20 protein-coding genes, 2 tRNA genes and 1 pseudogene are annotated in these 25,943 nt (G+C 44.4%); 22 read left to right on the top strand and 1 reads right to left on the bottom strand.

Annotated elements, in window-relative coordinates:
• Positions 1-71 precede the first annotated feature (71 nt).
• The 11 genes from glmM to rpsO all read left to right on the top strand — a co-directional run bounded on the left by glmM (position 72) and on the right by rpsO (position 9,797).
• A complete protein-coding gene (glmM, locus tag SPEA_RS16155) occupies positions 72-1,409 on the top strand; it encodes a phosphoglucosamine mutase (protein WP_012156286.1) in 1,338 nt (445 codons plus the stop codon).
• A gap of 196 nt (positions 1,410-1,605) precedes the next feature.
• The gene (gene tpiA / locus SPEA_RS16150) at positions 1,606-2,388 is read left to right on the top strand and encodes a triose-phosphate isomerase (protein WP_012156285.1); all 783 of its coding nucleotides are present in this window, start codon (positions 1,606-1,608) and stop codon (positions 2,386-2,388) included.
• A 1-nt stretch (position 2,389) separates the two neighbouring features.
• Complete coding sequence (gene secG / locus SPEA_RS16145; RefSeq protein WP_012156284.1) at positions 2,390-2,725, top strand: preprotein translocase subunit SecG; 336 nt, start codon at positions 2,390-2,392, stop codon at positions 2,723-2,725.
• Between the two features lie 114 nt (positions 2,726-2,839).
• Positions 2,840-2,926 (top strand) — tRNA-Leu (locus SPEA_RS16140).
• 103 nt (positions 2,927-3,029) lie between these two features.
• A tRNA-Met gene (locus SPEA_RS16135) sits at positions 3,030-3,106 on the top strand.
• A gap of 157 nt (positions 3,107-3,263) precedes the next feature.
• Positions 3,264-3,719 (top strand): ribosome maturation factor RimP, encoded by a 456-nt coding sequence (gene rimP / locus SPEA_RS16130; RefSeq protein WP_012156283.1) that lies wholly within the window; start codon positions 3,264-3,266, stop codon positions 3,717-3,719.
• 27 nt (positions 3,720-3,746) lie between these two features.
• The gene (gene nusA / locus SPEA_RS16125) at positions 3,747-5,246 is read left to right on the top strand and encodes a transcription termination factor NusA (RefSeq protein WP_012156282.1); all 1,500 of its coding nucleotides are present in this window, start codon (positions 3,747-3,749) and stop codon (positions 5,244-5,246) included.
• A gap of 27 nt (positions 5,247-5,273) precedes the next feature.
• Complete coding sequence (infB, locus tag SPEA_RS16120) at positions 5,274-7,964, top strand: translation initiation factor IF-2 (RefSeq protein WP_012156281.1); 2,691 nt, start codon at positions 5,274-5,276, stop codon at positions 7,962-7,964.
• Positions 7,965-8,030: 66 nt separating this feature from the next.
• Positions 8,031-8,459 carry a 30S ribosome-binding factor RbfA gene (gene rbfA / locus SPEA_RS16115; protein ID WP_012156280.1) on the top strand — a complete coding sequence of 143 codons (429 nt, stop codon included), beginning with the start codon at positions 8,031-8,033 and terminating at the stop codon, positions 8,457-8,459.
• Positions 8,459-9,406, top strand: a complete 948-nt coding sequence (truB, locus tag SPEA_RS16110; protein ID WP_012156279.1) for a tRNA pseudouridine(55) synthase TruB — start codon at positions 8,459-8,461, stop codon at positions 9,404-9,406. Before rbfA ends, truB begins: the two co-directional genes overlap by 1 nt.
• A 121-nt stretch (positions 9,407-9,527) precedes the next feature.
• The gene (rpsO, locus tag SPEA_RS16105) at positions 9,528-9,797 is read left to right on the top strand and encodes a 30S ribosomal protein S15 (protein ID WP_012156278.1); all 270 of its coding nucleotides are present in this window, start codon (positions 9,528-9,530) and stop codon (positions 9,795-9,797) included.
• A gap of 200 nt (positions 9,798-9,997) precedes the next feature.
• On the opposite strand, the gene SPEA_RS16100 is transcribed toward rpsO, so the two are convergent.
• Entirely contained in the window at positions 9,998-12,037 is a 2,040-nt protein-coding gene (locus SPEA_RS16100) for a putative bifunctional diguanylate cyclase/phosphodiesterase (protein ID WP_012156277.1), read from the bottom strand.
• 205 nt (positions 12,038-12,242) lie between these two features.
• On the opposite strand from SPEA_RS16100, the gene pnp reads away from it, so the two are divergent.
• From pnp to deoD, 11 genes and pseudogenes are all read left to right on the top strand, one after another.
• A complete protein-coding gene (gene pnp, locus SPEA_RS16095) occupies positions 12,243-14,348 on the top strand; it encodes a polyribonucleotide nucleotidyltransferase (RefSeq protein WP_041411039.1) in 2,106 nt (701 codons plus the stop codon).
• Between the two features lie 171 nt (positions 14,349-14,519).
• A complete protein-coding gene (gene nlpI, locus SPEA_RS16090; protein ID WP_012156275.1) occupies positions 14,520-15,413 on the top strand; it encodes a lipoprotein NlpI in 894 nt (297 codons plus the stop codon).
• Between the two features lie 161 nt (positions 15,414-15,574).
• The gene (prfC, locus tag SPEA_RS16085; protein WP_012156274.1) at positions 15,575-17,155 is read left to right on the top strand and encodes a peptide chain release factor 3; all 1,581 of its coding nucleotides are present in this window, start codon (positions 15,575-15,577) and stop codon (positions 17,153-17,155) included.
• A gap of 141 nt (positions 17,156-17,296) precedes the next feature.
• Positions 17,297-17,407: pseudogene (locus SPEA_RS23555) on the top strand (DUF5363 family protein); the annotation flags it as partial.
• A gap of 175 nt (positions 17,408-17,582) precedes the next feature.
• Complete coding sequence (locus SPEA_RS16075; protein ID WP_012156272.1) at positions 17,583-18,356, top strand: TatD family hydrolase; 774 nt, start codon at positions 17,583-17,585, stop codon at positions 18,354-18,356.
• Between the two features lie 179 nt (positions 18,357-18,535).
• Positions 18,536-19,795 (top strand): NupC/NupG family nucleoside CNT transporter, encoded by a 1,260-nt coding sequence (locus tag SPEA_RS16070; protein ID WP_012156271.1) that lies wholly within the window; start codon positions 18,536-18,538, stop codon positions 19,793-19,795.
• Between the two features lie 340 nt (positions 19,796-20,135).
• The gene (locus tag SPEA_RS16065) at positions 20,136-20,999 is read left to right on the top strand and encodes a nucleoside-specific channel-forming Tsx family protein (RefSeq protein ID WP_012156270.1); all 864 of its coding nucleotides are present in this window, start codon (positions 20,136-20,138) and stop codon (positions 20,997-20,999) included.
• Between the two features lie 564 nt (positions 21,000-21,563).
• Positions 21,564-22,337, top strand: coding sequence for a deoxyribose-phosphate aldolase (gene deoC / locus SPEA_RS16060; RefSeq protein ID WP_012156269.1), 774 nt, complete (start codon positions 21,564-21,566; stop codon positions 22,335-22,337).
• A 161-nt stretch (positions 22,338-22,498) separates the two neighbouring features.
• Positions 22,499-23,830 carry a thymidine phosphorylase gene (deoA, locus tag SPEA_RS16055; protein WP_012156268.1) on the top strand — a complete coding sequence of 444 codons (1,332 nt, stop codon included), beginning with the start codon at positions 22,499-22,501 and terminating at the stop codon, positions 23,828-23,830.
• A 13-nt stretch (positions 23,831-23,843) separates the two neighbouring features.
• Entirely contained in the window at positions 23,844-25,061 is a 1,218-nt protein-coding gene (locus SPEA_RS16050) for a phosphopentomutase (RefSeq protein ID WP_012156267.1), read from the top strand.
• A 98-nt stretch (positions 25,062-25,159) separates the two neighbouring features.
• Entirely contained in the window at positions 25,160-25,870 is a 711-nt protein-coding gene (gene deoD / locus SPEA_RS16045) for a purine-nucleoside phosphorylase (protein ID WP_012156266.1), read from the top strand.
• Positions 25,871-25,943 lie beyond the last annotated feature (73 nt).

Genomic DNA, 25,943 nt, shown 5'->3' with positions numbered 1-25,943 from the left:
GTTAGGGTTAGTATTTTTTACGGTAGAATCGATGGATTTAGATCTACCTGATTATTGAGTTTGGAGTTCAAGTGAAGCAAAGACAATTTTTCGGAACAGACGGTATTCGAGGCAAGGTGGGCGCGGGAAAGATGACGCCTGAACTAGCGCTTAAACTTGGTTGGGCTGCGGGACGTGTATTGTCTCGCTCTGGTACACAAAAGGTTATTATCGGTAAAGATACTCGTATCTCTGGTTATCTATTTGAGTCCGCATTAGAAGCTGGTCTTTCTGCTGCGGGTCTTGATGTGATGCTTATCGGGCCTATGCCTACACCAGCGGTGGCTTATTTGACGCGCACATTCCGCGCTGAAGCGGGTATTGTGATCAGTGCTTCCCATAATCCTTACTATGATAATGGCATTAAGTTCTTTGCTAATGACGGCAGTAAGCTCGATGACGAGGTTGAACTTGAAATTGAAGCCGAGCTTGAAAAGCCACTCACCTGCGTCGAATCGCACCTTCTTGGAAAGGTAAATCGTATTGATGACGCTGCTGGCCGTTATATTGAATATTGTAAGAGTCACTTCCCCGCGGAGCAGACGCTAAGCGGCCTTAAAATTGTGGTCGATTGTGCACATGGTGCCACTTACCACATAGCACCAAGTGTGTTTAGAGAGCTTGGCGCAGAGGTCATAGCGATTGGTGATAAGCCAAATGGTTTGAACATCAACGATAAGGTTGGTGCGACCTCGATGGGACAGATTTGTGAAACCGTATTGGCTGAAAATGCCGATTTAGGTATTGCACTCGACGGCGATGGTGACCGCATTATGATGGTTAACCGTCATGGTCGCGTTATCGATGGTGATGAGATCTTATACATCTTAGCCTGTGACGCACAAAAGCGTGGTGTACTTCGTGGCGGTGTTGTGGGTACCTTGATGTCAAATCTAGGTCTAGATTTAGCTTTGCAAGCACTTGAGATCCCATTCGTTCGCTCTAAAGTCGGCGACCGATATGTGATGGAACTGCTAAAAGAGCATGATTGGCGTATTGGGGGGGAAAACTCAGGCCATATTCTTAATCTAGATCATGGTACGACTGGCGATGGTATCGTTGCAGGTATCTTGGTACTCGCAGCTATGCAGCGCCAGAATGCCAGTCTCGAAGCGCTGACGGCTAACATTACCATGTTGCCGCAGGTATTAGTTAATGTTCGCTTTGAAGGGGACAATGATCCGCTAGCTTCAGAGGTTGTACTTGCAGCCCAAGCCGAAGTAGAGCAAAAACTCGGTGCTCGGGGTCGAGTGCTACTGCGTAAATCGGGAACTGAGCCACTACTGCGCGTGATGGTTGAGGGTGATGAGCAAGAAGCCGTGACTGAATATGCAAACTATATTGCCGACGCTGTACGTAATTTAGTTTAGTAATTAATGGTTTAAACAAGTTGTTAGTGGCAGTGTCGGTGGAATATCCAGCAAAGTTGTGATAAATCGTACTGCCAGCATCTTGTTCGCATAAAAAATACGCGTTCTCTCCTGAATTCGTAAAAATAACGCTTTTAGCTATTGTAACTTAACAAGTGGTTCGCTATTATTCACGCCGCTTTCAAAGGAGACTGTAATGGCACTTAGACGTCCCATGGTTGCTGGTAATTGGAAAATGAACGGCAGTGCGCAGTTGGCGCAAGAGCTATTCAATAAGTTCGCTACCAAGCTCCAAGATGATTCAGTGGAAGTGGTTTTGTGTCCACCTTCTATTTACTTAGAGAGTGTTCGACAACTACTAGATGAAAATAAAGAAACCTTAAATGGTTGCTTAGTCAGAATGGGAACTCAAAACCTAAGTCAACATGACTTTGGAGCCTATACTGGTGAAATATCTGGTCAGATGTTAAAGGATTCAGGATGTCGATATGTTATTATCGGGCATTCAGAACGTCGCCGTATGTACGGAGAGACGAGTAACATAGTGGCAGAGAAATTTGCTGCAGCTCAGAAACATGGTTTGACCCCAATATTATGTGTTGGTGAGTCGGGTCCAGCTCGTGAAGCGAGACGCACTTTTGAAGTGATCGCCGAAGAGTTAGATGTGGTCATTGAAAAGAATGGCACCATGGCTTTTGACAACGCTATTATCGCTTACGAGCCATTATGGGCAGTAGGGACAGGTAAGAGTGCTACGCCAGAGCAGGCTCAAGAAGTTCATGCGTTTATCCGCAAACGCCTCTCTGAAGTATCTCCATTTATCGGAGAAAATATCAGGATTTTGTACGGTGGTAGCGTAACACCGAGTAATGCAGCAGACTTGTTTGCTCAACCTGATGTAGACGGTGGATTGATTGGCGGTGTAAGCCTCAATGCTACCGAATTTCTCAGTTTATGTACGATAGCGATGAGCGCATAATATGTATGAAGTTCTAATGGTTGTTTACTTGTTGGTGTCGATTGGTCTAGTAGGCTTGATCTTAATCCAGCAAGGTAAAGGTGCTGACATGGGTGCTTCTTTCGGCGCCGGTGCTTCTGGTACTCTGTTCGGTTCATCAGGTTCTGGTAACTTTTTGACTCGTTCAACTGCGATTCTAGCAGTAGCGTTTTTTGCTTTAAGCTTAACTATTGGTAACTTAAGTGCAAATCACACTAAAGCCGAAGGTGCTTGGGACGATTTAGGCAGTGATGCTGCTCAAGTTGTTGAACAAGTTCAGCAAGAAGCAGAAAAGTCAGAAGATAAGATCCCTGACTAAATCATAAGTAAGCTTATGATGGTATCAATCTTTAAAGGTTGATACCGACTGTAAAATTTGTCATTAACCTCTTTAAATGGCAGATAATAAAAGCAGTCAAGATTAAAGTTTTATGCGGATGTGGTGGAATTGGTAGACACGCCAGCTTGAGGGGCTGGTGAGCGAAAGCTCGTGGGGGTTCAAGTCCCCCCATCCGCACCAAATCTTTGGTTTCGTTAACGACGAAATTGAGGATAATAAAGTGGCTTAAATGCGCTTTATTATTGCAAGTCGAGACGATTCTCAATATACTTGCACAAGTTGTCGCGGGGTGGAGCAGTTTGGTAGCTCGTCGGGCTCATAACCCGAAGGTCGTCGGTTCAAATCCGGCCCCCGCAACCAGCTTCCCAGTAAAGAATTTATTTCTATACTGTTACAGGTTCTGGATATATCAACCTCGTCATTACGGGGTTTTTTGTTATCTGGAACTTATAAAACGGCCACTTTTGTGGCGTGTACTGGGGCTATTAGGCCCTTTTTTGTTTTTCTGGGGGTAACCTTGGCTACATTAGAACGCAAACTGGTAGAGATGCTCAAAGCGCCAGTTGAAGCATTAGGCCACAAGCTTTGGGGTCTGGAATATATTCAAGCAGGCAAGCATTCTATCTTGCGTCTATATATAGACAACGAAAAAGGCATCTTCATTGAAGATTGCGCCGAAGCAAGCCGCCAAGTCAGTGCTGTTATGGACGTTGAAGATCCAATCTCAACGGAATACACATTAGAAGTTTCTTCTCCTGGTGTAGATAGACCTTTGTTTACTGCTGAGCAGTACCAGGCCTACATTGGTGAGACTGTAAAAGTACAACTAACGATGCCTGTTGCAGGCAGTCGTAATTTAAAAGGCACTGTTACTGGCGTAGATGGGCAAATGCTTAATCTGTCGGTAGATGGGAATGAACTTATCGTTGCTTTGGATAATATCCGTAAAGGCAACTTAATCGCTAAGTTTTGATGAATTCAAGGTGAACGAGGCAAGACAATGAATAAAGAGATTCTGCTAGTCGCTGAGGCGGTTTCAAATGAGAAAGGTGTACCGCGCGAAAAGATTTTTGAAGCGCTGGAAATTGCACTAGCCACAGCAACCAAGAAAAAATACGAAGGTGACATCGAAGTTCGTGTCGCAATCGACCGTAAGACTGGTGCATACGAAACTTTCCGTCGTTGGATGGTAGTTGAAGATGCTGGCGTACCATTGGAAAACCCATTCCGTGAAATTACGCTTGAAGCTGCTAAATATGACGATCCAGAAATTGAGTTGGGTGGTTACATCGAAGATGAAATCGAGTCGGTTGCATTCGACCGTATTACTACTCAAACAGCTAAGCAAGTTATCGTACAAAAAGTACGTGAAGCTGAGCGTGCTCAAATTGTAGATCAGTTCCGCGACCGCGAAGGTGAGTTGATTGTTGGCGTAGTCAAGAAGAGCAACCGCGAGAGCGTTGTTGTTGATCTTGGTACTAACGCAGACGGCGTACTGTTCAAAGAAGATTTAATTTCACGTGAATCGTTCCGTCCAGGCGACCGTGTTCGTGCATTGCTTTATTCGGTACGTCCAGAAGCTCGCGGCGCACAGTTATTCTTGACTCGTACTAAACCAGATATGCTTATTGAGCTATTCCGTGTTGAAGTACCAGAAATTCAAGATGAGATGATCGAAATCATGGGCGCTGCTCGTGATCCAGGTTCTCGCGCTAAGATTGCGGTTAAGTCTAACGACCGTCGCATCGATCCTATCGGTGCATGTGTTGGTATGCGTGGCGCACGTGTTCAAGCTGTCTCTAACGAGCTTGGCGGTGAGCGTGTTGATATCGTGCTTTGGGATGATAACCCAGCGCAATACGTTATTAACTGTATGGCACCAGCTGATGTGGCATCTATCATCGTTGATGAAGACAACCACTCAATGGATATCGCCGTTGAAGCAGACAGCTTAGCGCAAGCGATTGGCCGTAACGGTCAAAATATTCGTCTAGCAACTCAACTATCTGGTTGGGAGCTAAACGTGATGACAGTAGCTGACATGAAAGCTAAGCATCAAGCTGAAAGCGCTAAGGTAGTGAACTTGTTCATTCAAGCGCTCGACGTTGATGAAGAGTTTGCACAACTACTTTCTGATGAAGGTTTCACGTCTCTAGAAGAGATTGCCTACGTACCAGCATCAGAATTACTAGAAATTGATGGATTCGACGAAGATATCGTTGAATCATTAAGAGAGCGCGCAAAAGCGGCGATCTCTACTCGTGCTCTTGCGACTGAAGAGGCACTAGATGGTGCTGAACCAAGTGAAGATCTTCTTGCGTTAGAAGGTTTGGATAGACACTTGGCATTCGTAATGGCAAGCAAAGGCGTAATTACGCTTGAAGATTTAGCCGAACAAGGCATTGATGATTTGATCGAAATTGAAGAATTGACAGAAGAAAAAGCAGGTGAGCTTATTATGGCTGCCCGTAATATCTGTTGGTTTGGCGAAGAAGCATAAGTCGATCAGCAGAGGGGAGTTTTATATATGGCGGATACTACAGTAGATAAACTAGCCACAGAAGTAGGGAAAAGCACTGAACGTTTAGTTGAGCAGTTTTCTCAGGCTGGTATTAAGAAGTCGGCAAGCGATACGGTTTCTGAAACTGAAAAACAGCAGTTGCTTGATTTTCTTAAGAAGCAACACGGTGGCGATGCAGCCCCAACGAAAATGACATTACAACGTAAATCAGTTTCAACACTCAGTGTTGCTGGTAGCGGTGGACAGTCAAAAGACGTTAAAGTTGAAGTGCGTAAAAAGCGTACTTTCGTTAAACGCGACGAAGCGGCTGAAGCTGAATTAGCAGCAGCGGCAAAGGCAGAAGAAGCTAAGGCTGCTGAAGCTGAAGCAAAAGCAAAAGCAGAAGCAGAAGCTAAGGCGAAAGTCGATGCAGAAGCAAAAGTGAAGGCTAAAGCAGAAGCGGAAGCTAAGGCGAAAGCAAAAGTGCAAACAGAAAAACCAGCAGCTGAAACTGCTGAAGACAAAGCAGCTAAGGCTGAAGAAGCTAAATTACTAGCAGCGCAAGACGCAGTAGCAAAAGCTAAGGCAAATGAAGAAGCTAGCGCAGCAGCTGACGAAGCTCGTCGTTTAGCTGAAGAAAATGAAAAGCGTTGGGCTGAAGAAGAGAAGGCACGTAAAGAAGCTGAGAAATCAGTTGACCACCACGTGACAACTTCAACTGAAGCTCGTGCAGCTGAAGATACAGCTGATGCTAACGCTGAAAAGCGCGGCCGTCGTCCACGCAAGCCTTCTGCGAACGCGGGTAACAACGCAAACGCTAACGCTGGTGCTGGTAAGCCAGGTGGTAAAGGTAAGCGCGGTAAAGACAACCGTCGTGACAACCGTAACTCACGTAACTCACGTAATACTCGTAGCGTTGCGCCAGAGTCAATGGACCACGCATTCACTAAGCCTGCAGCAGTAGTTAAAGCTGAAGTGAGCATCGGTGAAACAGTATCTGTTGCAGAACTTGCTTCTAAGATGTCTATCAAAGCCACTGAAATCATCAAACAGATGATGAAGATGGGCTCTATGGTTACCATTAACCAAGTACTAGACCAAGAAACTGCACAGCTTGTTGCAGAAGAGATGGGTCACAAAGTGATTCTAACTCGTGAAAATGAGCTAGAGCACCAAGTACTTGCTGACCGTAATGGTGACGTTAAAGTTGAGCCTCGCGCTCCAGTTGTTACCATCATGGGCCACGTTGACCATGGTAAGACATCGTTACTTGACTACATTCGCCGCGCGAAAGTAGCTTCAGGCGAAGCGGGTGGTATTACCCAGCATATCGGTGCATACCATGTTGAAACTGAAAATGGCATGATCACCTTCTTAGATACTCCTGGTCACGCTGCATTTACAGCTATGCGTGCTCGTGGTGCTAAGGCTACCGATATCGTAATTCTAGTAGTTGCGGCAGACGACGGTGTTATGCCACAAACAATCGAAGCTATCCAACACGCTAAAGCGGGTGGTGTGCCTCTTATTGTTGCGGTTAACAAGATTGATAAGCCAGAAGCTGATCCAGATCGCGTTAAGTCTGAGCTTTCTCAGCACGGCGTAATGTCTGAAGATTGGGGCGGAAACAACATGTTTGTTCACGTTTCAGCTAAAGACGGTACAGGTATCGATGAGCTACTAGAAGGTATTCTTCTAGAAGCTGAAGTTCTTGAGCTTCAAGCCGTTCGTGAAGGTATGGCTGCTGGTGTTGTTGTTGAATCTAAGCTTGATAAAGGCCGTGGTCCAGTTGCAACAGTACTTGTTCAAGAAGGTACTCTTAAGCAAGGCGATATCGTTCTATGTGGTCTTGAGTACGGTAAAGTCCGTGCCATGCGCGATGAAAATGGTAAAGCTATCACTGAAGCCGGCCCTTCAATCCCTGTTGAGATCTTAGGTCTATCAGGTGTGCCATCTGCAGGTGATGAAGCGACTGTAGTACGTGATGAGCGTAAAGCACGTGAAGTAGCACTATACCGTCAAGGTAAGTTCCGCGATGTTAAACTTGCACGTCAGCAGAAGTCTAAGCTTGAAAACATGTTCGCCAATATGGTTGAAGGTGAAGTTCAAGAGCTTAACTTAGTACTTAAAGCAGACGTTCAAGGTTCACTAGAAGCGATTGCTGATTCATTGAACAGTCTTTCAACTGACGAAGTTAAAGTTAACATCATCGCTCGCGGTGTGGGTGGCCTAACTGAAACAGATGCAACACTTGCTGCAGCTTCTAACGCTATCATGGTTGGCTTTAACGTTCGTGCTGATGCACAGGCGCGTAAAGTAGTCGATAGCGAAAGCGTAGATCTACGCTACTACAGCATCATCTATCAATTGATTGATGAAGTTCGTGACGCAATGAGTGGTATGTTAGCTCCTGAATTTAAGCAAGAAATTATTGGTCTTGCTGAAGTTCGCGATGTATTTAAGTCTCCAAAGATCGGCGCAATTGCAGGTTGTATGGTTACTGAAGGTACAATTAAGCGCAGCGCTCCAATCCGCGTTCTTCGTGATAACATTGTTATCTACGAAGGCGAGCTTGAATCTCTACGTCGCTTTAAAGACGACGTTAGTGATGTTCGTAACGGTATGGAATGTGGTATCGGCGTGAAGAACTATAATGACGTCAGAGTTGGCGACCAGATTGAAGTCTTCGAGACCGTTGAGATAGCACGTACACTGTAACCTATCTCATAACCAATAGGGGCGGCGTCAGCCGCCCTTACTTTTTGATTGAATGGCAAATATATTATGGCAAAAGAATTTAGTCGTACACGCCGTATCGCACAGCAGCTTCAACAAGAGCTTGCACAGGTGCTACAACGTGATATGAAAGATCCACGCATTGGGTTTGTGACGGTTAATGATGTCGATGTTTCTCGTGATTTAAGCTATGCAAAAGTTTATGTTACTTTCTTCGAAGAAGACGAAAAATTAGTCGAACAAAAAGTGGCTGCATTGGACGCTGCTGCGGGTTATATCCGCTCGTTAGTTGCTGGTCGTATGAAGTTACGCGTTATGCCTGAACTTCGCTTTATCTACGATAGCTCGTTAGTTGAAGGTATGCGTATGTCTAACTTAGTTAGCCGCGTGATCAGTAACGACGAAGCTAAGCAGAAGCAACACGGCGTAGAAACCGACGCTGAACAAGGCGACACTAAGGAAGAGGGCGATAAGTAATGGCACGTCGTTCTCGCGGTCGTTTTATCGACGGTATTGTACTGTTAGATAAAGACACTGGCATGAGCTCTAACTTTGCATTACAAAGAGTGAAACGCTTCTTTAATGCAAATAAAGCGGGTCATACCGGTGCACTGGATCCGCTAGCAACGGGCATGTTACCTATTTGCTTAGGTGAGGCGACTAAGTTTTCGCAGCACTTACTCGACGCGGACAAACGCTACTTAGTAACGGCAAAGCTTGGACAACGTACTGATACAAGTGACTCTGATGGTGAAATTGTTCAAACGAGAGAAGTTAACTTCACTCAAGAGCAGTTAGATACTGCGCTGGAATATTTTCGCGGTGAGACGATGCAAGTCCCGTCAATGTATTCAGCACTAAAGTACCAAGGTCAGCCTTTGTATAAGTACGCTCGTGAGGGAATTGAAGTTCCTCGTGAGGCACGCCCTATCAATGTGTTTGAGTTGAACTTTATTAGCCTTGAAGGTGATGAGTTAACCTTAGACATTCATTGTTCTAAAGGTACCTATATCCGTACTATCACAGATGATTTAGGCGAGATGTTAGGCTGTGGCGCACACGTTATCATGCTACGTCGCACACAAGTTGCTGGCTACCCCTATGATAAAATGGTGTCATTGAAACAACTTGAAGAGTTAGTGGCTAAGGCTGATGCCGAGTCCTTGACTCTATCTGAGGTATTGGACCCATTACTGTTACCTATGGATACTGCGGTAAGTGGTTTCAAAGAGATAAATGTCTCTGATGAACTTGCTACTTACCTGATGAATGGTAACCCTGTGCAGGTGGCTAATTTGCCTGTCGATGAGTTAGTGCGTATCACGATTGGCGATGCTCGTCAGTTTGTTGGTATCGGACAAATGAACGATGATGGTCTGCTTGCTCCCAAGCGACTCATCGTATTAAGAGAGCCACAAGACTAATTGTGGACCTCTTCCTAGATTAGTCTTGCTACCCAAAGTGTAAATGGGTAGAATGGCGCGCCCCTTTGGCTGAGTTAGTGATCGGCTAAAGATTTTTTAATGTAATATTTTGGAGATAGAAATGTCACTAAGTGTTGAAGCTAAAGCTCAAATCCTAGCTGAATTTGGTCGTTGTGAAAATGATACTGGTTCTTCTGAAGTTCAAGTTGCTCTGCTAACTGCGCAGATCAACCACCTACAAGGTCACTTCAAAGAGCACATCCACGATCACCATTCACGTCGTGGTCTACTACGTATGGTTAGCACACGTCGTAAACTTCTTGCATACCTTAAGCGTACTGAAAACGTTCGCTACCAAGAGCTAATCAAGAAGTTAGGTCTACGTCGTTAATTTTAACGTCTGATCTATTAAAAGGAGGCTATGCCTCCTTTTTTTGTGCCTGTAAATCAGGCATTTTTTAAATGCCGAGGCTGATTTAGTGCGCCAAGAAAAGTAATACCAATCAGTATAAATATGCGCACGGTTTTACTAACTGCACGTAAGGTGGTTACTAAGCTCAGCTAATGTCTCTCAACAGTAGGGGAGGAATGCTAGCTGCTGGTTTTTATGGTGTTACGATTTGGAGCAATGTACTTGGCTTCAAACGATTCTATTGGTAGAGGCTTACTAAAGTAAAACCCTTGTCCTATCTGACAGCCTTGGTTTTGTAACCAAGCAAGCTGCTGCTCATTCTCAACTCCCTCGGCGACAATGTTTAAATCAAGTTGCTTGCCAAGCATTAAAATAGTCGATGCGATTGCACTCTCTTCAGGCAGATCAGATACAAAACCACGATCAATCTTCATGGTGCTTATTGGCAGACGCCGTAGGTAAGAAAGAGAAGAATAACCTGTACCAAAATCGTCTACAGCAATGCCAAAACCTGCGGACTTTAACTGTTGAAGCTTTATAATTGCGGACTCTATGTCATTCATCAGAGAAGTTTCAGTGATCTCTATTTCCAGTGATTGAGGAGCTACTTGATAACGCAGTGCCGCCTGTTTTATATCGGGGACTAGGCTGGCATCTAAAAACTGCTGTGATGAGACATTAATGGCAATTGGCACCGAAAAGTTATAGCGAGTTTTCCAGTCTTTGATGGTTTTGCAACTTTGCTCGACAACCCATTGGCCTATTTGAATAATCATACCAGTTTCTTCCGCCACAGGAATAAAAGAGGCTGGACTTATTAAACGGCCATCCTTTTGCCAGCGGATAAGGGCTTCGCAACCAACCACTGCACCGGTTTCTATATCTAGTTTTGGCTGAAAATGTAATATGAATTCATTGTTCTCAAGCGCATCATGTAACGAAGCCTCAGTTCTTAAACGTACTGAAGCACGTTCGGTCATTTGAGGTTTAAAGAATGCCCATTGGTTTGAGCCAGCGGCTTTTGCGCTGTACATGGCGATATCGGCATGGCGAATAAGGTCTTCGGCTCGAAGGCCGTCATCGGGATAGATTGCGATACCGATTGAGGCTGCAGGGTGCACAGTATGCTCATTGAGTTGCATAGGCGTGTTCAGTTGAACCAGTAACTTATCGACCAACTCGACCGCTTTTGTGGGGGAGTCTAAACCATCCGCTAATACCACAAATTCATCGCCTCCAAGCCTTGCGACCGTACCTATCTGGCCAACGGTTAACTCTAGGTTACGCGCGACTCGTATTAAAAATTGGTCGCCAACTTCATGTCCCAATGAATCGTTAACGTTTTTAAAACGGTCTAGGTCAATGAACAGCAAGCTGAAACGTCTCTGTTTGGTCTTTGCTCTTTGGATGGTAACCGCAATAGTTTCAAGCAATAAAGTGCGATTAGGCAATTCAGTCAGGGGGTCCCGTGTCGCCATCTTGCGTAGCTTAGTCTGAGTCGTGTCGAATTGAATCAAGATCTGATTGAGCTTGGAGATAACCGCCCCGAGTTCGTCATCATTATGAGCACGGTCAGGTGGAAGCAAGTGATTCGCAGGGGATTCGGGATCGATTCTGTCGATAGCTTCGCTTATTTTCGCTATCGGCTGGGTAAGAAAACGATGGAACACAATAGACAGAACAAGCGTTAGCAGGAAGGCTCTCGCAAGAGTTGCCCAAAGGCTGAATCTAAGGCTAGAAAATAAAGAGCTGGTTAGCTCTTGAGTGTAATAGAAAACGGTTAGGCTGCCGATAAGTTCTTTATTACCATTAGCATCGGTATAAAAAGGGCGGTACAGCGAGCGAGAGATCTGTTTTAGGTCGCCAAAGAGTTTGGCACTGATTGAGGTAAAAAGCTCAGGATTAACGGATGGGGCACCATTATTAACTGATACGAAACGGCTACCATCTTCAAGTTTTAATATCGCCGAGCCTACATGCTCTACTTTTAAGATCCCTTGAATGGTTTGTTCAGCACGTAAATCATCTAATGCCCAGATCGCATTGGTCGCTGGCTGTTCAACTGAGTCGACGAGTTCTTGTTGGCTTTCCGAAAGCTCTTGGCGAGCATCGATAACGAGGAGAGATATCTCAATAAAAAAGATCACAACGGCGAAAAAAAGTGTGGAAGAAACCACTAAGATAGTCTGCTTCCATGTCAGTGATTTGAAACTGTCCATCTTTAACTCTATCCCCTTATTTCAATGGCTTAGTTTTTTTTTATTGCTAGAGATATTGGCGTGGATTAGGTGTTTTATGGCTAATGCGTCCACTTTAGGGAAAAGATTCCGCTTTGTCATCAATCTATTCTCTTTATCTATTGAATAAACTTGCAGTATACTTACGCGCGTAATTAAGGTAATTAAATATTAAGGAATGGTTCACGTGAATCCAATCGTAAAGAGTTTTCAATATGGTCAGCACACAGTCACATTAGAGACTGGGGTTATTGCACGTCAAGCAGATGCAGCTGTTTTGGCAAGTATGGGTGATACAACAGTATTGGTTACTGTTGTTGGCAAGAAGTTTGAAGAGCCAGGCCGTGACTTTTTCCCGCTAACCGTTAATTACCAGGAAAAAACATACGCAGCAGGTAAGATCCCTGGTGGATTCTTTAAGCGTGAAGGTCGTCCATCTGAAGGCGAAACGCTTACAGCTCGTCTAATTGACCGTCCAATCCGTCCACTATTCCCGAATGGTTTCAAGAACGAAGTTCAGGTTATCATTACAGTAGTTTCTGTTGATCCAGAAATCAGCCCAGAAGTTATCTCTATGATCGGTACTTCAGCTGCACTTTCTATCTCTGGTATTCCATTTAATGGTCCACTAGGTTCAGCGCGTGTTGGTTATGTTAATGGTGAATATATCCTTAACCCAACAGTTTCTCAGCTAGTTGATAGCCAGCTAGAGCTTTCTGTTGCTGGTACTGAAAGTGCAGTACTAATGGTTGAATCAGAAGCAAGCGCACTACCTGAAGAAGTGATGTTAGGTGCGGTTGTTTATGGTCACGATCAGCAGCAAGTGGTTATTCAAGCAATTAAAGAGCTACAAGCTGAAGTTAACAAGCCTGTATGGGATTGGTCTGCACCTGCGCAAGACGAAACGCTTGTTGCTAAGATCAAAGATTTGGCTGAAGCAGGTCTTACTGAAGCTTACCAAATTGAAGTTAAGCAAGATCGTTACGCTCAAGTTGGTGTAGTTAAGAATGCTGCTAAAGAAGCATTATTGGCTGAAAACCCAGATGCTAACACACGTGAAATCGACGGTCTTCTAGGTAGCCTAGAGAAGAAAGTGGTTCGTGGCCGTATTATCTCTGGTCAGCCACGTATCGATGGTCGTGAGCCAGATATGGTTCGTGCACTTAACGTTATGGCTGGTGTACTTCCACGTACTCACGGTAGCTCACTGTTCACTCGTGGTGAAACTCAGGCGCTAGTAACTTGTACTCTTGGTACAGAGCGTGATGCACAGAAGATTGATAGCATCATGGGCGAGTACACTAACCGCTTTATGCTTCACTACAACTTCCCTCCATACTCTGTTGGTGAAACAGGCATGGTTGGTTCTCCTAAGCGTCGTGAAATTGGTCACGGTAAGCTAGCATGGCGTGGTATTAACGCGGTTATGCCTACTGCTGAAGAGTTCCCATACAGCGTTCGTATCGTATCTGAAATCACTGAATCTAACGGTTCAAGCTCTATGGCGTCAGTTTGTGGTACTTCTCTTGCTCTTATGGATGCAGGTGTACCAATCAAGACTTCTGTTGCGGGTATCGCGATGGGTCTAGTTAAAGAAGGCGACGATTTCGTTGTTCTTTCTGACATCCTAGGCGATGAAGATCACCTTGGTGACATGGACTTTAAAGTTGCGGGTACTCGCGACGGTATTACTGCTCTGCAGATGGATATCAAGATCGAAGGTATCACTAAAGAGATCATGCAGATTGCTCTTAAGCAAGCATACGGCGCTCGTGTTCATATCCTAGACGTAATGGATAGGGCTATCTCTGGCCACCGTGGTGATATTTCTGAGCATGCTCCACGTATCACAACTATCAAGATCAACCCTGAGAAGATCCGTGATGTTATTGGTAAAGGTGGTGCAACAATTCGTGCACTTACTGAAGAAACCGGTACGACTATCGAACTTGATGACGACGGTACAGTGAAGATTGCTTCTTCAAATGGCGAAGCGACTAAAGAAGCTATCCGTCGTATCGAAGAGATCACTGCAGAAGTTGAAGTCGGTACTGTATACAACGGTAAAGTTGTTCGTATCGTAGATTTTGGTGCATTCGTAACAATTCTTCCTGGTAAAGATGGTCTAGTACACATTTCTCAAATCGCTGAAGAGCGTGTTGCGAACGTGTCTGACTACTTAGAAGTAGGTCAAGAAGTTAAAGTTAAAGTGATGGAAGTTGACCGTCAAGGCCGTGTACGTCTTTCTATGAAAGAAGCTGCACCTAAAGCCGAAGCGCCAGCTGCTGAATAAGCCCTAGCACTTTGAATTAAAAGGAGGCCATAGGCCTCCTTTTTTATGCCTGCAATAAAGTCAGCTGCTGAATTAATCAACGATAAGTGGATTATTTTCAATTCCTTGATAGCAGTCGTGATTAGGGGTTGCTATGATTGGTGCTATTGGCGAACTCAGAAGGTTAAATGGATGAATCAAAAGATGCGAACAGCCGTAATTATGCTTATGGCAAGTGTGAGTATGCTGCTGACAGGATGTGTGTCCACTCAGTCCGATAGTGATCAACAAGCGTCGATTAGGGTTGCCCCCATTTCGCCTGATTATAAGTTAGAAATTACCTTAGCAAAGTTAAATGAAATCCTAGCATCAGTCGAGTTAACGCCTGAGCAACGAGCACGTTTTCATTATGACCGCGGTGTGATTTACGACCGTGTTGGTTTGCGCATTCTGAGTCGAATCGATTTCCATCAGGCGCTAAAGCTGCAGCCTAATTTAGCCGATGCCTACAATTTTCTCGGGATCTATTACACTCAGGAAAGTGAGTTTGAAAGTGCCTATGAAGCATTTGATGCGGTATTGGAATTGTCCCCTGAATACGACTATGCCTATCTGAACCGCGGAATTTCGCTTTATTATGGTGAGCGCATGGAGCTTGCTGTTTCAGATATGACCGCTTTTTATGACCGTGAGCCGTCAGATGGTTATAGAGTTCTTTGGCTCTATTTAGCCGAGCGGGAAGTCGATGAGCAAGCCGCGCTGCTACAGCTGACGGAAAACCGCAAGAATTTGCAGGCGAATGCTTGGTCGACAGCGTTAGTTGATTTCTACTTAGGCCAGAAGAGTAAGGAAGAGGTATTTAACCTCGCTAAAGAAGGGCTAAAACACCCTGATGAGTATGCCGAGCGTCTCTGTGAAGCATATTTCTATATGGCTAAAATTGCGCAAAAACGAGGTGATAACGTTCAGGCGGCTAATTACTTTAGACTCGCATTGGCGACTAATATCTATGACTTCGTTGAACATAGATATGCAAGACTTGAGCTTGCGAGAACCAATGAAGCATTAAGATTGGCTACGAATTAAAGCGTTTTTATATCCTTGAAAGCCTCCTTTAGGAGGCTTTTTTATTGTCTGTATTTTACAAATGGTGGTGATGCTCATTTTAGCCGCTTAGTGTGGTAGCTAAAAGATAGGTGAGCGGCTATAATTGCGGCCTTTGTGAACTCCCAGAATTACAGGTATACATGTCAGGCTATAAAGTTGAGGTCGACAAACGTCGCACTTTTGCCATCATCTCTCACCCAGATGCGGGTAAAACCACCATTACTGAAAAGGTTCTTTTATTCGGAAACGCGTTACAAAAGGCGGGTACGGTAAAAGGCAAAAAGTCAGGTCAGCACGCTAAGTCTGACTGGATGGAGATGGAAAAAGATCGTGGGATCTCAATTACGACCTCTGTAATGCAGTTTCCATACAGCGACGCGCTGGTAAACTTGCTAGATACGCCTGGTCACGAAGACTTCTCTGAAGATACTTACCGTACATTAACGGCGGTAGACTCATGCTTAATGGTTATCGACTCAGCGAAAGGTGTTGAGCAACGTACTATTAAACTAATGGAAGTCACTCGTTTACGTGATACTCCAATTGTTACCTTCATGAACAAGCTTGACCGTGATATTCGCGATCCAATCGAGTTGATGGATGAAGTTGAAGAAGTGCTCAACATTAAGTGCGCACCTATCACTTGGCCAATCGGTGCGGGTAAAGAATTCAAAGGTGTTTATCACCTATTACGTGATGAAGTGATCCTGTATCAAGGTGGTATGGGGCATACAATCCAAGACTCTCGGGTCATCAAGGGGCTAGATAACCCAGAGCTTGATGAGGCGATTGGCAGCTATGCTGCTGAAATCCGTGATGAAATGGAATTGGTTGTTGGCGCGTCACATGAATTCGATCACCAGCAATTCTTAAAAGGCGAATTAACTCCTGTTTATTTTGGAACTGCGCTAGGTAACTTTGGCGTCGACCATATTCTTGACGGTATCGTTGAGTGGGCACCAGTCCCACAGCCTCGCGAAACTGAAATTCGTGAAGTTCAACCTGAAGAAGAAAAGTTCAGTGGTTTCGTATTTAAGATCCAAGCGAATATGGATCCTAAGCATCGAGATCGTGTTGCCTTTATGCGAATTTGTTCAGGCCGTTACGAGCAAGGCATGAAGATGCATCATGTACGTCTTGGTAAAGATGTTAACGTCAGTGACGCGTTGACCTTTATGGCCGGCGATCGTAACCGCGCCGAAGCTGCGTACCCAGGCGATATTATCGGCTTACATAACCATGGCACAATCCGTATTGGTGATACCTTTACCCAAGGCGAGAAGCTTCGCTTTACTGGTGTACCAAACTTTGCGCCAGAGATGTTCCGTCGTATTCGTTTAAAAGATCCGTTGAAGCAGAAGCAGTTGCTTAAAGGTCTGGTACAGCTTTCAGAAGAAGGCGCAGTACAGGTGTTTAGACCACTCGATAGTAATGACTTAATTGTGGGTGCCGTTGGTGTGCTGCAGTTTGAGGTTGTTGTAGGTCGTCTAAAGACTGAATATAAAGTTGAAGCGATTTACGAAGCGATCAGTGTTGCGACTGCGCGTTGGGTGTACTGTGACGATCATAAGAAGCTCGATGAGTTCAAGCGTAAGTGCAGCATGAACTTAGCGTTAGATGGTGGTGACAACCTGACTTATATCGCACCGACTATGGTTAATCTTAACCTGTCGATGGAACGTTACCCAGATATTGAATTTGCTAAGACGCGCGAAAACTAATACGCGGTTAATTATTCGATACTAAAACCCCAGGCTATGCCTGGGGTTTTGTTTTTTAAAGGACGGAATTAGCTACCCTTGCTATTTTATTGGTATGGACTCGCTGTTGGGATAAACTCAAAGTAGCTAATTGGAGGGCGTATGAAATTGATTAGGACTTTATGGCATCAATATATTCAATGGTGTGATTCGATGGGTTTAACACCTGAGAATCGTCGTAGCTGTGCACCTCGCTTAACTGACCCAGAGCTTAAGCCTGCACCTAAGTTTAAGTTAGCTCCTGAGCTTGAGTCTGCCTCTGAGCTTAAACCTGCTGTTAAGCTTGAGTCTGAATCGAGAGATAGAGAATCTGTAATTGAAGTACTAACGGAAAAGACTGACTGCAAATCACATAATAGCTAGCCTCAAACAGAGTGAAAGGGACGTTATGAAGCCAATTATCGATAGCCATGCTCATATTGATTTTCCTGAGTTTGATAATGACAGGGATGCTTTGTTTCTGCAGATGCGTAGTGTCGGCATCGAAAATGTGTTGATCCCTGGTGTTTCAGCCGATAAATGGCAGAGGCAAATACAGGTTGCTAAGCAATATGACTGTTACTATGCACTAGGCGTTCACCCTTGGTATAGCGAAAGCGCATCAACAGAGAACATGAGTGATTTAAGGGGCATACTTAAGCTGCGTAAGGGGGATTGCCGGCTAGTGGCTGTCGGAGAGTGTGGTCTAGATAAGTTACATAAAAGTAATTTCACAACACAATTGAACCTTTTCAAGGAGCACATTCATATAGCGATGGAGTTTGATCTGCCTCTAATTATGCATGTTGTCAAAGCCCATGAAGAGGTCATTAAGTGTCTGAGAACCGAGAGTCCACACAGAAAAGGTGTCATCCATGGTTTTTATGGTGGGCCGCAATTGGCACAACAGTATGTCAATTTGGGTTACAAGCTAGGCATAGGTGGCTTGTTACTTAATGATAATGCACCGAAGTTACAACAAACAGTGGCGCAATTGCCATTAGAGTCATTCATTTTAGAAACAGATTCACCTGCTATGACTCCCAAATCCAGTCAAAATAATCGTAACACTCCATTAATTCTGCCTGAAATCATCAAAAAAATGGCAAATTTACAAAAAAAATCAGCCGTTCGTATTTCAGAACAGACGTTCTTTAATGTCTCGCAACTCTTTGACCTTTAATTTTTTTCTGTACAAACAGATGTATCTCGCACCAGAAATGCCAACGAAATCATTGAAATAAAACCTCAAAAATTTGATCAATACGACGCTTTTAGCAACCTGGTCGGGTATAATCGGGGTCGTAAAATAAGGTTGGTTAACAACATAATTAAAAAGTATTAACAATAGGGTGATGGTTAATGGATATTTTAATGAGTTTAGTAGGGGTGGTCACCCTACTGGCGATAGCTTTCGGGTTATCAAACAATAGAAAAGCAATTAACAAACGTACCGTTTTTGGTGCATTAGCAATTCAAGCCGCATTCGGTGGTTTTGTTTTGTATGTTCCAGTCGGTAAAGACATTCTGCAAGGAATGTCGGATGCAGTATCTAGTGTTATTGGATACGCTCAAAGTGGTATTGGTTTCTTATTCGGTGATTTAGCTAACTTCAAAGTTGGCTTTATTTTTGCCATTAACGTACTGCCAATCATCGTTTTCTTCTCTTCTTTAATCGCAGTTCTTTACTACTTAGGCATCATGCAGTGGATCATCCGTATTATCGGTGGTGCGCTACAAAAAGCATTAGGCACAAGTCGTACTGAGTCAATGTCAGCTACAGCTAACATCTTCGTTGGTCAAACAGAAGCGCCACTAGTTGTTCGTCCGTTTATCGCGACGATGACTAACTCTGAGCTATTCGCAGTTATGGTTGGTGGTCTTGCATCTATCGCGGGTTCAGTTATGGCTGGTTACGCGCAGATGGGTGTACCTATCGAATACTTAGTTGCCGCTTCATTCATGGCAGCACCAGCAGGCCTATTAATGGCTAAGCTGATGCACCCTGAAACAGAAGAAGCTAAGAACGACATGAGCGACTTACCAGAAGATCCTGATAAGCCAGCTAACGTTCTTGACGCTGCGGCTGCAGGTGCTTCATCTGGTATGCACCTTGCGCTAAACGTTGGTGCAATGCTTCTAGCCTTCGTTGGTTTGATCGCTATGGTTAACGGCATCATCGGTGGTATCGGCGGATGGTTCGGTATGGAAGGCTTAACACTAGAATTGATTCTAGGTTATATCTTCATGCCTCTAGCATTCCTTATCGGTGTACCTTGGAACGAAGCTCTTGTTGCTGGTTCTTTCATCGGTCAGAAGATTGTCATTAACGAATTCGTTGCTTACCTAAACTTTGCTCCATACCTAAAAGACTTAGCTGACGGCGGTATGGTAGTTGCAGAGACTGGTGTAGCCATGTCTGACCGTACTAAAGCTATTATCTCTTTCGCTCTATGTGGTTTCGCTAACCTATCTTCAATCGCGATTCTACTTGGTGGTCTAGGTTCTATGGCTCCGACTCGTCGCCATGACCTAGCTAAGCTTGGTATCCGTGCGGTTATCGCTGGTTCTCTAGCTAACTTAATGAGTGCAACACTTGCTGGTCTATTCCTAGCACTGTAAGCCTCTTTTAGACTGAGCCTATATGGCTCAGTCTTTGTTTTAGCTCAAGTCAAGCTAACACAGATGTAAGTCAATCGTTTTCCAATTTAGATGTTCGTTGAAATGATCAATAACTAAGGTTAGGGATTATTTCGGCTTAAAAACAACAATAAGAGTGATAAGGCAGCATTTACAGCCTTGAAATCACAATGTTGTTCGATTGTTAAAACTTAGTGTTCGCATTTTTGCATTAATCATGTTGAAGTTTGGCATAAATAAAGTAGAATGCGACGCCATAAAAAAGAAACGCTGACTCTTCAATAAAGAAGGGCGGCAAACCATAAATAAAATGGGGTTGATGATGAAAAACGTTAAAACTTTCGCTCTAGCAGCTACTGCTATTGCAGCAACAATGTCTGCACCTACATTCGCTGCTGACCGTTCTGATCTACGTTCTGGCGATTACAGCTGGATGCAGTTCAACGCAATGTACGCTGTAAACGAACTTCCACGTTCTGACGCTGATGATGGTGGTCATGATTATCTAGAAATGGAATTTGGCGGCCGCGCTGGCATCGTTGACCTATACGGTTATGTTGATGTGTTCAACTTGGCTAACAGCAGCTCAGGCGACAAAGGCGCTGGTAAGAGCAAGATGTTCATGAAATTCGCTCCTCGTTTCTCTATCGATGCGATGACTGGTTGGGATCTTTCTGCTGGTCCAATCCAAGAAGTTTACTTCTCAACTCTATTTAACTGGGGTGGTGGCGCTATCAGCGGTGTAGATGCTGATGGTAATGAGCACGGCGGCGACGTAAACATGTCTTTCTGGGGTCTTGGTGCCGATGTAATGGTTCCGTGGTTAGGTAAGACTGGCATGAACCTTTATGCTACTTACGACATGAACGCTAAAGATTGGAACGGTTACCAGTTCTCTATGAACTGGTTCAAGCCAGTAATGAACTTCGATAACGGTTCATTCGTTTCTTTCCAAGGTTATGTTGATTACCAGTTTGGTGCTGACGCAGTTGATGATATGTATGTTCCTACTACTTCAAGTGGTGGCGCTGCATACTTCGGTCTACACTGGCATTCAGATAACTATGCACTTGGTTACGGTCTAAAGGCGTACCAAGATGTGTATTTAGTTAAAGATGATGGCGGTATCGTAGGTCTTGAATCTACAGGCTTCGCACATTACTTTACTGCTACTTACAAGTTCTAAGCATCGCTTAAAACTATTGTAAATAGACGACAGAGCCGCGATATTCGCGGCTCTATCTTACAGCTCGAATACAGTGCTTTGAACGTTAAAATAGTAACTTAACATCACGCTAATATTGTCATGTAAACGGGTTAGTTTTTACCTAAGCATCAACTATATTAAATATGCTCATTGAATGAGTGTCTAAATTCAGTTTGTTTATGTAAGCATTAACGACTCATCACAAAATAAGATGAGCAGTCTATTGTTAGTTAGATAAGATTTACTACGCGCTAAAACGGACTTTTCGCGGAAAGGCAGAAATAAGCAGCATCAATTTCCCTTCCCGGTCTTCATGGATTCAAGTCGTGACACTAGTGTCAGGATGGTTGGGCCAAATGGCTCACAATGTTGGATACCTGAATAGTATTTTGGTGTTAAGCAATAAACAGTGCTTAACATGTAATTCGGACATGCCCGAAGACCCGGCCCATAATAATAATCAAAATAAGCCAGTTCAAGGTATCGCCGTGCGATAATTTTCTGTTTTAAATTAATAACTTGAATCTTTCTCGGAGAGCTACTATGAGCGACTTAAAAAAAGCAGCACAACAAGCCATTAGTCTAATGGATCTTACTACCCTAAATGACGATGACACAGATCAAAAAGTGATCGACCTTTGTCATAAGGCTAAGACGCCAGCTGGTGACACTGCTGCTATCTGTATTTACCCTCGCTTTATTCCAATTGCACGTAAAACCTTAAATGAAATTGATGGCGACGATATCAAGATCGCAACAGTGACTAACTTCCCACACGGTAACGACGACATTGCTATCGCAGTATTAGAGACTCGCGCAGCAGTAGCATACGGTGCAGACGAGGTTGACGTAGTATTCCCATACCGCGCCCTAATGGCTGGTAACGAAACTGTCGGTTTCGAGCTAGTTAAAGCCTGTAAAGAAGCTTGTGGTGAAGATGCAATCCTTAAAGTTATCATCGAATCTGGCGTATTAGCCGATCCTGCTCTTATCCGTAAGGCATCTGAGCTATCTATCGATGCAGGCGCAGACTTTATCAAGACCTCTACGGGTAAAGTTGCTGTTAACGCAACGCTAGAAGCGGCAGAGATCATGATGACTGTGATCAGTGAAAAGAACCCTAAAGTTGGCTTTAAGCCTGCGGGCGGCGTAAAAGACGCCGAAGCTGCTGCCGAGTTTTTAGGTGTAGCGGCTCGTCTTCTAGGTGATGACTGGGCAACACCAGCGACATTCCGTTTCGGCGCTTCAAGCCTATTAACCAACCTACTTCATACACTTGAGCTAGGCGATGCACCACAGGGTGCACAAGGTTACTAACCTTAAAGATTAAACTTGTTGTTAAGTGTGATCTAAATCTAATTAGGTGTATCAAAAGTTCGTTAGTATGTAACAATATTACGACTTTTGATTCGCTTTAGCGGATTGATAACTGAAAATACTATTTAATAGAAATTCAGTTACACTCTTGGAGGTAGTACATGTTTTTAGCTCAAGAAATTATTCGTAAAAAACGTAATGCTGAGACTCTTTCGACTGAAGAAATTCAATTCTTCGTTAAAGGGATCACCAACAATACAGTTTCAGAAGGTCAGATCGCAGCCTTAGGCATGGCGGTCTATTTCAATGACATGAACATGGATGAACGTATTGCGTTAACTACGGCGATGCGTGACTCCGGCACAGTTCTCAACTGGCAATCACTGGATCTTAATGGTCCAATTATCGATAAGCACTCAACTGGCGGAGTGGGGGATGTCATTAGTTTGATGTTAGGCCCTATGGCGGCTGCGTGTGGTGGTTATGTACCCATGATCTCGGGTCGTGGCCTTGGCCATACCGGTGGTACTCTCGATAAGTTTGATGCCATTCCAGGTTATAATACCGAGCCGGACAGCGCACTGTTTCGCAAGGTAGTAAAAGAGGCTGGCGTGGCCATTATTGGTCAAACTGGCGATCTGGTTCCTGCCGATAAACGTTTCTATTCTATTCGCGATAATACCGCAACGGTTGAGTCCATCTCTTTAATCACAGCTTCCATTCTTTCTAAAAAGCTCGCCGCAGGTTTAGATGCATTAGCCATGGACGTTAAAGTCGGTACTGGCGCATTTATGCCAACCTATGAAGCGTCAGAAGAGTTAGCGCGCAGTATTACTGCCGTTGCTAATGGTGCAGGCACTAAGACAACAGCATTACTCACCGACATGAACCAGGTATTGGCATCATGTGCCGGTAACGCATTAGAAGTTAAAGAAGCAGTCGACTTTATGACTGGTGCATATCGCAACCCACGCCTTTACGAAGTGACTATGGGCTTGTGTGCAGAAATGCTGGTATTAGGTGGCCTTGCAAGCAACGAGAGCGAAGCTCGCGTTAAGTTAAATACCGTACTTGATAACGGTAAGGCGGCTGAGATATTCGGCCGTATGGTTTCAGGTTTAGGTGGTCCAGCTGATTTCGTTGAGAACTACAGCAAGTACCTGCCTGATTCGCAAATTATTCGTCCTGTTTACGCGGATAGATCCGGTTTTGCTTCGGCAATGGATACCCGTGAACTTGGACTTGCAGTAGTGACCTTGGGCGGTGGTCGCCGCAAGCCTGGGGATGCTCTCGATTACAGTGTTGGACTTTCTAAAGTTTGCGCACTAGGTGACGAGATTAACCCTGAGCAACCTATTGCATTTATTCACGCCCAATCTGAAAGCGCCTTTGCTGAAGCGGAAGCTGCAGTGAAAAAAGCGATTCATATTGGCGACAGCAAACCAGAGAAAACTCCGGAAATATATCGTTATATCCGCGAGTCAGATCTGTAACGGAGCACCGTTTATGAAACGTACTATAATCATGATGCTGGATTCTTTCGGCGTTGGCGCAGCGCACGATGCCGAAGCTTTCGGTGATGTGGGTTCTAACACTTTTGGCCATATCGCAAAGGCGTGTGCTGAGGGGAAAGCAAATGATGGCCGTGAAGGCCCATTAAAGCTGCCTAATTTGGCGCGTTTAGGTCTTGGCCATGCTTCGAAAGAAAGCACGGGTGAGTTTCCCGCAGGTTTTGGTGATGATGTCGAAGTTATCGGTGCTTATGGCCATGCTGATGAACTAAGCTCTGGCAAAGATACACCTAGTGGGCATTGGGAAATGGCTGGCGTACCTGTTCTTTACGAATGGGGCTACTTTAGCGAGCTAACTAACTCATTCCCACAAGCACTAACTGATAAAATTTTAGCTCGTGCAGGCTTAACTGAGTTTCTAGGCAACTGTCACTCTTCAGGTACAGTGATTTTAGATGAGCTTGGCGAAGAGCATATGCGTACTGGCAAGCCTATTTTCTATACCTCTGCTGACTCGGTATTCCAGATCGCTTGTCATGAAGAAAGTTTTGGTCTTGAAAAATTATACGAGCTTTGCATTATTGCTCGTGAAGAGCTTGCTGATTACAATATTGGTCGTGTAATTGCTCGTCCTTTTGTGGGCACAGGTCCAGGAAGTTTTGAGCGTACAGGTAACCGTCGTGATTATGCGGTTGAGCCGCCAGCACCAACGGTACTTGATAAGCTAAAAGCCGCCGGTGGTGAAGTGGTGAGTGTGGGTAAGATTGCCGACATTTACGCCCATTGTGGTATCACTAAGAAAGTGAAAGCGACAGGCCTAGAAGCACTGTTTGATGCAACTTTAGAGCAAGTTAAGCTTGCTGGTGATAACACTATTGTTTTCACAAACTTCGTTGATTTTGATTCTCATTATGGCCACCGCCGTGATGTTGCTGGTTACGCACGTAGTCTTGAGTACTTCGACTCACGTCTACCTGAAATTCTAGCATTGCTTGATGAAGACGACTTCTTACTACTGACTGCTGACCACGGTTGTGACCCAACTTGGCCAGGTAGCGACCATACACGTGAGCGTGTACCGGTTCTTGCTTATGGCGCAGGCCTAGAAGCTGGGTCATTAGGGCTACGTAGCAGCTTTGCTGATATGGGGCAGTCTATCGCGAGCTACTTCAAGCTTGAGCCGATGGAATATGGCGAATCTTTTATTCGTTAAGCTGTAAATAAATTTGAATTTGGTGGCTCAGATTGAGCCACTAGTAAACAAGACTAAGTTGATACAACGGTCTAAAAATATAAATAGGGGTTATTCTGATGGCTACACCACACATTAATGCCGTAGACGGTGCATTTGGCGATACAGTTCTATTTCCAGGCGATCCACTACGTGCAAAGTACATTGCTGAAACTTTCCTAGAGAACGTTGAGCAAGTAACTGACGTACGTAACATGCTAGGTTTTACTGGTACTTACAAAGGCGTTCGTATCTCAGTTATGGGTTCAGGCATGGGTATCCCATCTTGCTCAATCTATGCAACTGAGTTGATCAAAGATTACGGTGTTAAGAACCTAATCCGCGTGGGTACTTGTGGCGCAATCAGCACTGACGTTAAAGTACGTGACGTGATCATCGGTATGGGTGCTTGTACTGATTCACAAACTAACCGTTTACGCTTCCGTGGCCAAGACTTCGCAGCTATCTGTGATTACGGTCTACTAAGCGCAGTCGTTAAAGCTGCTGACGTAAAAGGTATTAAGTACCGCGTAGGTAACGTTTTCTCTGCTGATCTATTCTACACGCCAGATCCAGAAATGTTTGACGTGATGGAAAAGATGGACGTACTAGGTGTCGAAATGGAAGCTGCTGGTCTATACGGCGTAGCAAAAGAGTTCGGTGCTAAGGCGTTATGTGTTGTAACTGTATCTGATCATATCCGTACAGGTGAAAAGACGACTTCTGATGAGCGTCAAACAACATTCAACGAAATGATTGAAATGACACTAGAAGCTGCGATTACTCTGTAATTGTAACGCTTTGCAGTCACTGGCTGCGGTGTAAAAAAAACGGACGCTTATGCGTCCGTTTTTGTTTTATGAC

This window comes from Shewanella pealeana ATCC 700345 (assembly GCF_000018285.1).
GTDB classification, from domain to species: Bacteria; Pseudomonadota; Gammaproteobacteria; order Enterobacterales; family Shewanellaceae; genus Shewanella; species Shewanella pealeana.
The sequence above is the reverse complement of the archived record's forward strand: the minus strand, read 5'-3'. Positions and strand labels throughout refer to the sequence as shown.